The following is an 11,889-nucleotide window of genomic DNA, read 5'->3' on the forward strand; positions in this document are numbered from 1 at the left end:
ACGTCTCAAGCGCAGGCGCTCGCACCGCTCAAGGACGTGCGCGGCCTCGTGTTCTTCGCCTTTCCGCTGCACCCAGCCGGCAAGCCAGGGATCGAGCGTGCCGATCACCTCGCGGACGTGGCCATCCAGATGCTTTTCCTACAAGGAACCGCCGACACGCTGGCCCAGGTTGACTTGCTTAGGCCGGTCGTCTCAGGCCTCGGCGAACGCGGGACGCTGGTCTTAGCCAAAAGCGCCGACCATTCCTTTCACGTGCCCGCCCGTACAGGCCGCAAGGATAAAGAAGTCATGGATGAGCTTCTCGATAGAGCCGTGGGCTGGATCACACGCGTCTGACAGGAGCGGCTAACCTGGTCGCTCTGCGCCAAAGTCTCGCGTCCCGAGCGGCGCGGCAGGTCAGAATCCTGTCCGGGACGCGCCATGAGCGGACTCTCGGGCTCCGCCCTAAAACGGACATCAGCTCCCCCACCCACCGCGTCCGTTCTCGACCCTTCCCGGACCTTCATAGGGTCCGCTGGAGTACGGTGGTCGCAGCGCATCCTTCCCACGTTTACGTCAGACCTCCGGATTGAACCGTGGCCGCCAACTGCGTAGAGACGGCTTACCGTTGGAGTTACAGCGCCGTCGCAAGAGAGGCCGGCGGCCCTAAAGCCCCGGGCGCTCGGCGCTCAAATCACGGCGGCGAGCCGGCTGGCTTGGTCGATGGCGCGTTTGGCGTCCAGTTCGAGCGCCTCGAAGGCACCACCGATGAGCGCGGCTTTGGCTCCCGTCACAACCAGGTCGTCATAGAGGCCTCGCGCAGGCACCTGGCCCGCGCAGACAATCACCGTGTCGACGTCGAACAGAACGTCATCGTCATGGATGCGGACGTGCAGGCCAGCGTCGTCGATCTTCAGGTATTCCACGCCACTCAACATCTGCACGCCGCGACGCTGCAGCGCCAGGCGGTGCGTCCAGCCGGTGGTCCGCCCTAGGTTGCGCCCGGGTCGATCGGACTTGCGTTGCATCAGGATCACCTCACGTCCCGAAGAAACCACTTGCGGCTTCACGCCCGTAACCCCGCCGCGCGGATGGTTCTTGAAATCCACGCCCCATTCTTTGGCGAAGACATCGATGTCGACCGCACCGGAGGGACCCGAGTGGGTGATCAGCTCCGCCACATCGAAGCCAATGCCGCCGGCGCCGACGATCGCCACCTTCTGGCCGACCTTGCAGCGACCCAGGATCGCGTCGACGTATGTCACCGCTTTTGGATGACCTATGCCTTCGATGCCGGGCATGCGCGGCTCGATCCCCGTGGCCACGATCACCTCGTCGAAGCCCTGGTTGCGGAGCGCCTCCGCATGGACCGTCGCGTTTAGCCGGAGCTCTACGCCCAACAACTCGATCATGCGGCTGAAGTAGCGCAGCGTTTCGTGGAACTCTTCCTTGCCGGGAATGCGCTTCGCCAGGTTGAACTGTCCGCCGATCTCGGCCCCAGCTTCAAACAGCACGACATCATGCCCGCGCTGAGCCGCTATCGTAGCGAAGGCGAGACCCGCAGGCCCCGCGCCGACCACGGCTATACGCTTGCGCACTGTCGCAGGCTCATAGTTGAGCTCGGTTTCGTGACAGGCGCGGGGGTTGACCAGGCAGCTCGTCAGCTTGCCGACGAAGGTGTGGTCCAGGCAGGCCTGGTTGCAGGCGATGCAGGTGTTGATCTGGTCCTCGCGGCCCTCTTGCGCCTTCAGCACCAGGTCCGGATCCGCGAGCATTGGCCGGGCCATCGAAACCATGTCCGCGTCGCCACGCGCCAATACGCTCTCCGCCACGTCCGGCATGTTGATGCGATTGCTGGTTATCAACGGGACGCTCAGCGCCCTGCGCAGCCTGCCCGTCACCTGGGTGAACGCCGCGCGCGGAACCATGGTGGCGATGGTCGGCACTTCCGCTTCGTGCCAGGCGAAATGGGTGCTGATCATGCTGACGCCGGCTCCTTCCAGAGCCCGGCCCAGCGCGATCACTTCGTCCCACGCCAGACCACCCTGGAGCATATCCATGGCGGCGACGCGGAAGATGACGAGAAGATCTGGACCAACCGCCTCGCGGACGCGGCGCACCACCTCGACAGGAAACCGCATGCGGTTCTCGAAAGCGCCACCCCAGCGATCGGTTCGCAAGTTGGTTTTTTCCACGAGAAACGTCGAGATCAGGTAGCCGGCAGAGCCGATTATCTCGACGCCGTCATACCCGGCCGACTTCGCAAGTCGCGCACAGTTCGCGAAGTCTGAAATCTGCTTTTCGATCCCCTCTTCGGTCAGTTCCACCGGTTCGAACTGGGCGATCCGAGAGCGCACGGCTGACGGAGCCACGCAGTCCGAAATGCGCGCCAGCGGACCGGCGTGAAGGATCTGCATACAGATCTTCACCTGGGGGTCGGCAGCATGGACCGCTCGGGTGACTCCGCGGTGCTCCTCCACCTCCTCGGCATTGGTCAGCTTCGCGCCCGCCCCCGCCTCTTCGTTCGGGTTGATGCCGCCCGTGATGATCATGCCGACGCCGCCTTTGGCCCGCTCGACATAGAAGCGAGCGAGGCGGGTGAAACCGTCCGCGGCCTCTTCGAGCCCGGTGTGCATGGACCCCATGATCACTCGGTTCTTCAGCCGGACAGAGCCGATCTGCAGCGGCGAAAACAGCAGGGGATAGCGCGAGGACATGGTTCTTGCACTCCGGCGGACACCGGGGTGAGTGATTGCATTTAGTTTCATTATGCAACCAGTAATTTGGAACGACCTTAGGCCACGGCTGCGCTAATCGCCCGCCTGCGCCACCGCCGGACCCGGTTGCCGGCATGGCTGAAGGTAGCAAAACAAAACTGGTGTCCCACGTAGGACCACTTATGTTTGAGCGACCAAACGGAGTGGATGATGCAGCGTCGAAGCCTTGAAGGGGACGCTTGTCCGGTCGCCAGATCGCTGAATGTTATCGGCGATTGGTGGTCGCTCTTGATCATTCGCGACGCATTATCCGGGATGCGCCGGTTTGGCGAATTTCAACAAAACACTGGTATTGCCAAAAACATTCTTACAGCTCGACTTCGTAAATTAGTTGAGCATGGAGTATTGAAAGTCGCTCCCGCTTCCGATGGCAGCGCCTATCAGGAGTACGTCCTGACCGACAAGGGTCGCGCTCTTCACACGGTCATCGTCGCGATATGGCAGTGGGGGGCGTCTTTTGCGTTCAGCCCGCAAGAGGTGAAGCCTGCCTTGATCGATAGGCAGTCGGGCCAGCAGATCACCCCGATCGAAGTTCGAGCCAAGAGCGGCCAATTGGTAGAGCCTGGAGACGCGACGACAGGCCGGAAGGGGCGCCTGGATGGCGTCGCGCGCGCGGCGCGTCGCCGCTGAACGATCCACCAGTGACATCGGAGCGAAGTCGCTGAGGGTTTTGAGCTGTTGCCGGTCAAAGTCCTCGCTGAGCGAATGAAGGCGGTGCGAGAGTTCGAAAGCAGGCTCGGTTTGCCCGTGCACCTAAGGTGCACGACGCAGTGTCCGCTCATTACCGCTGCGCGATAGTCCGCTCACCACCCCTGGCGGAAATTGCTGAGGTCCGCTCCACGCCGATCGTCAGAGGTCGACCTGTTCCGACATGGCTAGCGCATCATCGACCTCAATTCCCAGGTAACGCACGGTGCTTTCGAGTTTGCGATGTCCGAGCAGTAGCTGACAGGCGCGGATGTTGCCGGTCTTCTTATAGAGCAGCGCCACCTTGGTTCGGCGCAAGCTGTGCGTGCCATAAGCCCGCGGCTCGAGATCGATCATCGCGACCCAGCGGTCGACAAGCCGCGCGTACTGACGCGTGCTGATGTGCTCTCCCGGCCGGCTGCGGCTGGGGAACAACCAATCGTCCGCCCGCTGGCCGCGGCGCGCGAGCCAGGCGTTGAGCGCGCTACGCGTGGTTTCGGTGATCTCAAAGGGGACCGGGCGGCCAGTCTTCTGTTGAATCACCGTCGCGCGCTCGCGCAGAGATCCGCCAGGCGCCACGTCGCTGACCCTCAGCTTCACGAGATCACATCCTCGCAGCTTGGCGTCGATCGCGCAGTCGAAGAGCGCCAAGTCGCGAACACGGCCAGCGTTCTTCAACTGCTGGCGGATCGCCCAAACGTGTTTCGGCTTGAATGGCGGCTTTGGGCCGACGATGCGGCGAGCATTCCATGGCGTCGGCGATGGACGGAAAAAGTCGAGCTGAGCCATTCCTCTTCTCCAGGAAACGCCCCTCCACGCAACGATAAAAGACTCAGCGTTTCAGGCTGGTTGATCAGCGTGGTCAACGCCGATCCTGCGCCATCAGTGGACTCTCATCTCCGCGCCGAAAGCGAACGGTGATGTCCTCCGCCCCTGACGTCCCGAGGCGCTAAGCCGCGAAGCTGACTTTGAAGCACGCCCCCGAGCCCTGGGGGTTGTTTCCCGCGGTCAGGCCACCGCGTAGTTGGTTCGCCAGGGCCGACACCACCTTCATTCCAAGGCTTTTGGTGCTGTGATCCGGATGGAAACCGGCAGGAAGCCCCTGCCCCTGGTCGCACACGACGATCTCTCCACCGCCGGGGTTCGCGTTCAGGGTGACGTCGATCCGGCCGTCGCCATGCTTGGCCGCGTTGGTCACCAGTTCGTTCAGGATCAGGCCGATGGGCTGGATGCTGGTGGTGGCGACCGTCACGTCTTCGCCGTGCACATGCACCGGCCGTTCCAGGACCGTCGACAGGTCTGCGCACAGCCGGCGAGTGAAGTCGAGACAGGACACCTCCTCCGCCGCCTCCGTGTAAAAGTGGCGGTGCACCGTCGCGACCGCCGCCACTCTGTTGGCGGCCAGCACCAGGTGCTCCGCCGCCGCCGCCGCATCGGGCAGACGGCTATGCATGGTCAGCAGGGCGGACACGAACTGCAGGCTGTTCATGACGCGATGGTCGATCTCGCGGGTCATCAGCTGGGCCTGCGCGACCGCGCGCCGCGCGGAAAGTCGCAACTCCATCTGGTCCATCACCACGGACGCGAGGTCTTTCAGGTCATCGATCTGCTTCTGGTCGATTGGGCGTGGCGCCTTGTCGATGATGCACAGGGTGCCGAGGTTGTGCCCATCCGAGGTCTGGAGGGGAACGCCGGCATAGAAGCGCAGTCCGAAGTCGCCTGCCACGAGAGGGTTCGCCAGGGATCGGACATCGGTCTTCGCATCGAGCAGGATGTATGGCTCGGACGTCATGATGGCCGAGGCGCAGAGGCCGGGGTCACGACCGATCTGGTTCACGGGCACGCCGTGGTGGGATTTGAACCAGACCCGATCCTCATCGACGATGCTGATGATCGAGATCGGAACCTGGAATCGGCGCGCCGCGAGTGCAGTGATCCGATCGAATGCACCGTCCGCAGGCGTGTCGAGGATGTCGTAGCGGCGCACCGCCTCGATACGTGCATCCTCGTTTTCGGGAATAATGCTGGCCTGCGCGCTCAACGGCGTCTCTCCCGGCCGGCACGGCCATTGAACGGCATTGCATGACGTGCGGTGGGTGTCGACATTGGGGCGGGCCACGACCTGACGATATCTACCCGTCGCATTCAGCGCCGCGCGGCCAATCACAAACCTCAGATTGGCACCCCAAGATTTCGCGCCTGTTGCCTTCCCCATCACCAACGTCGGCGAGGCGCATCAGCACACATTGCGCCAGAAAGCTGACGCTCGCGTTCCAGACCCAGCTGCAATCAAGCGTCGGCGCAACTGTGGGGAAATAGCTGCACCATCGTTTCGAAAGAATTGGTGCGCATTCAGCCGCCTTTCATCTGGCATACGCCAAACTATCGCCAATTCGCGGGCCACGGACCCGGCCGGGGTCGGTCGATCGGGCGTGCCGATGGAGTTTGATACGTGCTGCTGAAGCCTGGAGCCACCTGCTGGCGCGCTGAGACCACTCCGCGGGCCGCGGTGTTCATCGACGTCGAGGACTATTTCGCCGCTGTAATGTCCGCGGTCTCCAAGGCAACGCGTTCGGTCCACATCCTTGGCTGGGCCTTTCATCCCCTCACGGTGTTCGAGCCACAGGTCGATCGCCCGGCCCCGGACGAAAGCCAGATCGCCGCTTTCCTGAAGGCCATCGCCCTGGCCCGTCCGGAGCTCGACATCCGGCTACTATGCTGGAAAGCCGCCCTGCCCATCGCTATCACACAGGACTTCTATCCCCAGCGGGCGGCGAAGGACTTCCGCAACACCACCATCCGCTTCGAAGTGGACGGCAAGCTTCCCCTGGGCGCTAGCCATCATCAGAAGGTGGTGGTTGTCGACGACGCCATCGCCTTCTGCGGCGGTTGCGATTTCGGTCCCGACCGCTGGGACACCTGTGACCACGAAGATGACAACCTGCGCCGCGCCGCCAACCCCGGCGAGCCCCCCTGTTTCGATCCCCGCCATGAGGTGATGAGTCTGGTGGACGGCCCGGCCGCCGCGGCGCTGGGCGAGCTCTTCCGCGCCCGCTGGCTGCGCGCCACCGGCGAGAAGATCCCCACGCCGTCCACGCCCTGCCCCAGCGACCCTTGGCCCGCCCGGACCCCGCCGCAGTTCACCGACGTCCGCGTGGGCCTGTCCCGCTCGGCCGCCGCCTGGGGCGGCGAGGCGCAGATCCGCGAGAACGAGACGCTTTACTTGGCCTCCATCGCGGCGGCGAAGGACTGCATCTACATGGAGAACCAGTATTTCACCTCGCCAGTGATCGCCGAGGCTCTGGCCCAGCGGCTGTCCGAGCCCAGGGGCCCGGAGGTTATCCTGGTCTCCACCGGCCACGCTCCAAGCTATTTCGATCGCCTAACCATGGACCGTACGCGCTCATTCTTCATCAAGCGGTTGAAGGACGCCGACAAATACGGCCGGTTCCAGATCTACAGCCCGGTGACGAGCTTGGGCCGCACCATCATCGTCCACGCCAAGCTGGCGATCATTGACGACGTCCTGCTCCGCATAGGCTCGTCCAACATCAACAACCGCTCCTTGGGGCTCGACACTGAGTGCGACCTCTCCATCGCGCCCGGGGCCGGCGCGCGTCGGGAGCACCGCAAGGTTATCGCACGCGTGCGCACCCGACTGGTCGCCCACTGGCTCGGCTGCGACGACGCCACTTTTGACGAGGCGCTGAAGACCGCAAGCGGCCTCGGCCCCGCCATCGAATCCCTGCGCCTGAAGGGCCACTGCCGCCTGCGACCCTTGCCGATCCTGTCGTTGAAACCCCTGGCCGAGATCATTGCTACCTTCCACATCGGGGACCCGGTCGGCCCGAGGGATTCCTGGCGCCCGTGGCTGCGCCGCCGCACTGTGAAGGCTGAACTCAAAACTGCCGTCGATGCGCTGCGCCGTGCCAGTTTGGAGACCGTCAGTCCCCGCCTAAGTGCGAAGACCGTCTAAGCCTCCGACAATTGGTCACTCGGCCCTCTAGACCTGCCCGTGGGCCGACGTGCTATCCGCGTTGACACGTCAGGGGCTTCATCGCCCCAACTCCGAGGCAGCGGAGCGGGGGCATGGCCACAAGTTGCGGCTGCATCGCGCCAGCAGCGGTCCTTGGCTCCGGGCCGCAAACCGGACGGTGGCGGACCATTGTCTAAGGTCCGCTTGGTAACCAATCCAGCGGTTGACTAAGGTCCATATTTCTAGGACCGTAGAAATATGGATACTGAAGACGCCATCGAGAGCCTGTCTGCGCTGGCGCACCCTGGTCGGCTTGCCGTGTTCCGTCTGCTGGTCCAGGCGGGGACTGAGGGGATGCCGGCTGGGGAGGTTGCTCGCGCGCTCAACACCCCGGCCAACACCATGTCCACGCAGCTGGCCATCCTGACGCGGGCGGGGCTCATCCGGTCGCGGCGGGAGAGCCGGTCGGTCATCTACTCGGCGGACTATGGCGAGGTCGCCGGGCTCCTCGGCTTCCTGATGCAGGACTGCTGTCAGGGGCGGCCAGAGGTCTGCGAGCCTGTCCTCCAGGCCGCGTCCTGCTGCGCCCCCAACGCCACCTTCAAGGAGACCGCATCATGAAGCGCCTTCACCTGCACGTCGCCGTCGAGGATCCGGCCCCCGACGCCGAGCCCGCCCAGGCTGAGACCTCCTCTTGTTGCGGAGCACCGGCCAAGGCCGCGCTCCCGCTTGCTGCTGACCCACGGGTGACCCGATGAGCGCCTTCAACATCCTCTTCCTCTGCACCGGCAACTCGGCGCGCTCGATCCTGGCGGAGGCGATCACCAATGCCCTGCCTGGCGCCAAGTTCACCGGCTATTCGGCGGGGTCTATGCCGCGCGGCGAGGTCAACCCGCACGCCCTGGCGCTGCTGAACAAGCTGGGCCACCCCACCTCGGGGCTGCGCTCCAAGTCCTGGGATGAGTTCGCCGTCCCAGGCGCAACGCCGCTGCATTTCGTGATCACCGTCTGCGACAACGCGGCGGGCGAGGTTTGCCCGATCTGGCCGGGCCAGCCCATGACCGCGCACTGGGGGCTCCCCGACCCGGCGGACGTGGCCGGCACGGATGCTGAAATCGCCGTGGCGTTCGCTGACACCTACCGGATGCTGCGCAACCGCATCGGCGCGTTCGCGGAGCTGCCCCTGGCGAGCCTCGACCGGCTGTCGCTCAAGCGGCGCATGGATGAGATCGGCAAGGACGTAGTCGAAACCGCCAACGACACCGCCGCGCGGTGAGCCGCTTCGGGTTCGGGCGCAGGCTCGCCAGCGAGGGCCTGGGGACGGCGCTGCTGCTCGCGGTGGTGGTCGGCTCCGGGATCATGGGCCAACGGCTGTCGGCCGGGAATGACGCCGTCGCGCTGCTGGGGAACACCATCGCCACGGGGGCGGGGCTCGTGGTGCTGATCTCGATCTTCGGCCCGATCTCCGGCGCGCAGTTCAACCCGGCGGTGACCCTGGCGTTCCTCGTGCGGCGCGAACTCACGATGGGCACGGCCGCGGCCTATCTGGCGGTGCAGTTCCTGGGCGCAGTGGCGGGGGTCTGGGCGGCGCACGCGATGTTCGCCGAGCCGATCTTCCAGGTGTCCGCCAAGCTCCGCGCGGGGCCACCCCAGGTGTTCGCCGAGGCCGTGGCGACCTTTGGGCTCATCGGGACGATTCTCGCGACCCTCCGCTTTCGGCCGCAGTTCACGCCCGCCGCCGTCGGCCTGTACATCACCGCCGCCTACTGGTTCACCGCCTCGACCGCCTTCGCCAACCCGGCGGTGACCGTGGCGCGGTCGCTGTCCGACAGCTTCGCGGGGATCGCACCCGTGTCCGTCCCTGGCTTCATCCTGGGGCAGTTGATCGGCGCGGGGGTCGGCGTGGGGGTCTTCGGGTGGCTCTTGGGGCAAGAGCCGCCCGAAGATGCCGGTGCGGTCACTTAGACCAGTTGCGGCTCCACGCCTGCCAACAGCTACGGAAAGTCGCATTGCAAGCGAGACCGCAACGACTGCTTTCCCACCTATTGCAGCCTCTGACGGGAGCCGAGAGTCGGGCGACGGACGACTCTGTGGGCCGGGCTGGACTCGGCGGCGAGTTCCGCGGTTAGTTTGGGCGCGGTCGGAGGGCATTGCATGAGGCGGTTCGTTCTCGGAAGTCTGTTGCTGGCTCTGGCGGGGTGCAGCGGTGAAGGCGGCGGCGAGGCCACGGCGCCGAGGGACCCGCAGCAGGCGTTTCAGGGCGGTCCGCAGCAGGGGCCTCAGGGCGGCGCCCGGCAGCCTTCGGCGGACGCGGCTCAGCAGGCCTTGCAAGGGCTGTACGCGATCCGCCAACAGCAGTGCCAAACCGGCAATACCTTGGCGTGCCAGTCGCTTGGCGCGTTTGCGGGTCAGGATCGGCAACTCGCCCAGGCCGGGCAGGCCTGCCGCGCGGGCGACCAGCGCGCCTGCGAGATGCTCGACACCATGTCGCAGAACATCCTGAAGGCGTACGCCGAGAGCGCCCAGGTGATGCAGGCCGGAGCGCAGGGCGCGGCGCAGATGGACGCCTGGCGGTCGCAGATGAACGCCAACCACGCAGCCAACATGGCGCGGCTGGGGGCGCAGGCCGCCGCGGGCCAGGCGGCGCATCAGGCGCGGCAGGAAAACTATGCGGCCATGAACCAGACCTGGGCCAACGGCCAGGCGGCCGTCGAGCGCAACACGGGCCGGTTCAACGACTACATCTACGAAGGAACGACCGTGAGCGGCGGCGGCGTGCAGACCTTCGTTCCCCACGGATCGACGGGCTACACCGACGGCGCCGGCAATGTGGTCGTGGGGCAGGAGGGCGGCGAGGCCCCAAGCGGCTGGCGGCAGATGGACCCGACCTACGCGGCGCCGGACTGACCGGGCGCAGATGAACCGACGCCGCCGCGCCTCGTTCTGGATGAGGCGCGAGGAGGCGTCGATGGCTCCCGACCAGGACCTTGAAGACATGAGCGCCGACGCCCTGAGGGTGGAGGTGCGGCGGTTGAGAGCGGCGATCCGCGAGCATCGTGATGCGACCGGGCACGCGCTGTGCTGGCATCATCCGAGGATGTGGGCGCTGCTGCCCGAGGGCGTCGATCCGCAGATCGAAGTCCCGGAATGGCCGCGCTTCATGCGTGGGTGCGTCGCCTATCGGGAGTCGTTGGACAGGCAAGCGCCGGACGCGCCCAGGACGGACGCGGAGTTCGAGCGCTAGAACATCCCGCTGGATCCAAGTCACGCCAGGTCGAAGCGATCGGCGTTCATGACGTCAGGCGGCGGGGGCGCCGGTCTTGATGATCTGGCGGAGTTGGGCGCGGAGCTCGGGGCCGTCCTGGTGACCGTGGACCTGGACGGCGTGTTGCGCCGCGGCGCTCAACAGTTCGTCCTCGGTGTCGGCGGAGATGGCGACCGTGCAATTCGATTCACTGGGGTATTCGCGGCAGTCGATGAATTTCCGGCTCATGGCGTCCTCCTGGAAAAAGAGCCTTGTCCCCCAACTCAGAGTTTGACGTTGACCGTCTTGCCGTTGCGGACGACCACGCGGCGCATCAGCGCCATGTCCTTGCCGGAGCCGGCGTAGACGGGTCGTGCGACGGTGATCACGTACCAGGCGCCGTCGGGAACGCCCGTGAAGCTGAAGCGGCCGACGGCGTCGCAGGTCGCGCGTTTGACGAAGCTCGAATAGTCCTGGCTGCGCTCCGGCGGGGTGCGGCGGCGCACCTCTTCGGCCGGCAGCGAGGCGGCCTCGGCGGAGTTGTAGAGGATCTGCATGCGGCTGCGCACCCAAGGGGTGTCGGGCGTCGCGACCACGCCGGCGGCGGCGCAGCTATAGCCGACGCCGTTGGGACGGAAGGTCAATTGTCCCTGGATGACCGCGCGGCCGGGCGCCGTGGACCAGGCGAAATCGGTAGAGCGGAAGGCCGCGCTCGACGACTGAGCGGAAGGCGAGGTCACGCCGACCTGGGCCGGGCCTTGCGTGGTGGCGCAGGCGGTTAGCGTCAGGCAAGCGGCGACGTAGGCGAAACGAGCGTCCATGGCCAAGCCTCCCAAGCTTGAGCACGATGGCCCCATGTGAGGGGTGACGCAAGAGACCGGTTCGGCGGTTTTCCTCACGATCCGAACGGTGAGGTCTGCGGTCGAAAACGCGGCGCCGCGCGCCTCGTTGGTAGACAGCGGAAGATGTGCGGCTTTGGGCTTGGCAAATCCTGCTGTTCCCCGTTGTCTGGAGTCGCCGGGGCGCCGCATCAAGCGGTGGACGGCCTGCGCGGGGGCGCCTGGATGATTCAGATCGCGTTCGCGGGCCATAACCGCCCCGATGACCTTGGACACCGCGAACAGGCCTCGGCGGCGCTGGCCGCGACGTTCGCGCTGATCAAGGCGACCGGCGTCGGCGAGGCGCGGCTGCTCAGCGGCCTGGCGTCGGGCGCCGACGAACTGGCC

General features: G+C 65.7%; 14 protein-coding genes. 9 read left to right on the top strand and 5 right to left on the bottom strand.

Translation table 11 applies throughout. The annotated features are described in order from the left end of the window. A partial coding sequence (locus Q8M88_RS01680) for an alpha/beta family hydrolase (RefSeq protein WP_305594439.1) occupies positions 1-336 on the top strand: 336 nt, incomplete at its 5' end. Between the two features lie 332 nt (positions 337-668). Here Q8M88_RS01680 and Q8M88_RS01685 read toward each other — a convergent pair. After that, positions 669-2,747, bottom strand: coding sequence for an FAD-dependent oxidoreductase (locus Q8M88_RS01685; RefSeq protein ID WP_371132612.1), 2,079 nt, complete (start codon positions 2,745-2,747; stop codon positions 669-671). A gap of 135 nt (positions 2,748-2,882) precedes the next feature. On the opposite strand from Q8M88_RS01685, the gene Q8M88_RS01690 reads away from it, so the two are divergent. Then, positions 2,883-3,386: a helix-turn-helix domain-containing protein gene (locus Q8M88_RS01690; protein ID WP_305594443.1), complete on the top strand. Its 504-nt coding sequence runs from the start codon at positions 2,883-2,885 to the stop codon at positions 3,384-3,386. Positions 3,387-3,605: 219 nt separating this feature from the next. Here the strand turns inward: Q8M88_RS01690 and Q8M88_RS01695 are convergent, their stop codons facing one another. Both Q8M88_RS01695 and Q8M88_RS01700 read right to left on the bottom strand, forming a co-directional pair. Continuing rightward, entirely contained in the window at positions 3,606-4,232 is a 627-nt protein-coding gene (locus Q8M88_RS01695) for a tyrosine-type recombinase/integrase (RefSeq protein WP_305594445.1), read from the bottom strand. A 160-nt stretch (positions 4,233-4,392) separates the two neighbouring features. Beyond that, positions 4,393-5,484 carry a sensor histidine kinase gene (locus Q8M88_RS01700; RefSeq protein WP_305594447.1) on the bottom strand — a complete coding sequence of 364 codons (1,092 nt, stop codon included), beginning with the start codon at positions 5,482-5,484 and terminating at the stop codon, positions 4,393-4,395. Positions 5,485-5,895: 411 nt separating this feature from the next. On the opposite strand from Q8M88_RS01700, the gene Q8M88_RS01705 reads away from it, so the two are divergent. The 7 genes from Q8M88_RS01705 to Q8M88_RS01735 all read left to right on the top strand — a co-directional run bounded on the left by Q8M88_RS01705 (position 5,896) and on the right by Q8M88_RS01735 (position 10,663). Beyond that, on the top strand, positions 5,896-7,419 hold the full coding sequence (locus Q8M88_RS01705; RefSeq protein ID WP_305594449.1) for a phospholipase D-like domain-containing protein: 1,524 nt from the start codon (positions 5,896-5,898) through the stop codon (positions 7,417-7,419). Positions 7,420-7,677: 258 nt separating this feature from the next. Continuing rightward, positions 7,678-8,040 (top strand): helix-turn-helix transcriptional regulator, encoded by a 363-nt coding sequence (locus tag Q8M88_RS01710; RefSeq protein WP_305594451.1) that lies wholly within the window; start codon positions 7,678-7,680, stop codon positions 8,038-8,040. Further along, the gene (locus Q8M88_RS01715; RefSeq protein WP_305594452.1) at positions 8,037-8,177 is read left to right on the top strand and encodes a hypothetical protein; all 141 of its coding nucleotides are present in this window, start codon (positions 8,037-8,039) and stop codon (positions 8,175-8,177) included. The genes Q8M88_RS01710 and Q8M88_RS01715 overlap by 4 nt, the downstream gene beginning before the upstream one ends. Further along, positions 8,174-8,695 carry an arsenate reductase ArsC gene (locus Q8M88_RS01720; RefSeq protein WP_305594454.1) on the top strand — a complete coding sequence of 174 codons (522 nt, stop codon included), beginning with the start codon at positions 8,174-8,176 and terminating at the stop codon, positions 8,693-8,695. The genes Q8M88_RS01715 and Q8M88_RS01720 overlap by 4 nt, the downstream gene beginning before the upstream one ends. After that, entirely contained in the window at positions 8,692-9,384 is a 693-nt protein-coding gene (locus Q8M88_RS01725) for an MIP/aquaporin family protein (protein ID WP_305594456.1), read from the top strand. Before Q8M88_RS01720 ends, Q8M88_RS01725 begins: the two co-directional genes overlap by 4 nt. A gap of 189 nt (positions 9,385-9,573) precedes the next feature. Then, positions 9,574-10,326, top strand: a complete 753-nt coding sequence (locus Q8M88_RS01730) for a hypothetical protein (protein WP_305594458.1) — start codon at positions 9,574-9,576, stop codon at positions 10,324-10,326. Positions 10,327-10,387: 61 nt separating this feature from the next. Continuing rightward, the gene (locus tag Q8M88_RS01735) at positions 10,388-10,663 is read left to right on the top strand and encodes a hypothetical protein (protein WP_305594460.1); all 276 of its coding nucleotides are present in this window, start codon (positions 10,388-10,390) and stop codon (positions 10,661-10,663) included. 54 nt (positions 10,664-10,717) lie between these two features. On the opposite strand, the gene Q8M88_RS01740 is transcribed toward Q8M88_RS01735, so the two are convergent. Together Q8M88_RS01740 and Q8M88_RS01745 are read right to left on the bottom strand one after the other, a co-directional pair. Beyond that, on the bottom strand, positions 10,718-10,912 hold the full coding sequence (locus tag Q8M88_RS01740; protein ID WP_305594462.1) for a DUF1059 domain-containing protein: 195 nt from the start codon (positions 10,910-10,912) through the stop codon (positions 10,718-10,720). 35 nt (positions 10,913-10,947) lie between these two features. Beyond that, positions 10,948-11,484, bottom strand: a complete 537-nt coding sequence (locus Q8M88_RS01745) for a hypothetical protein (protein WP_305594464.1) — start codon at positions 11,482-11,484, stop codon at positions 10,948-10,950. Positions 11,485-11,889 lie beyond the last annotated feature (405 nt).

The organism is Phenylobacterium sp. (assembly GCF_030693805.1).
Lineage (GTDB): Bacteria > Pseudomonadota > Alphaproteobacteria > Caulobacterales > Caulobacteraceae > Phenylobacterium.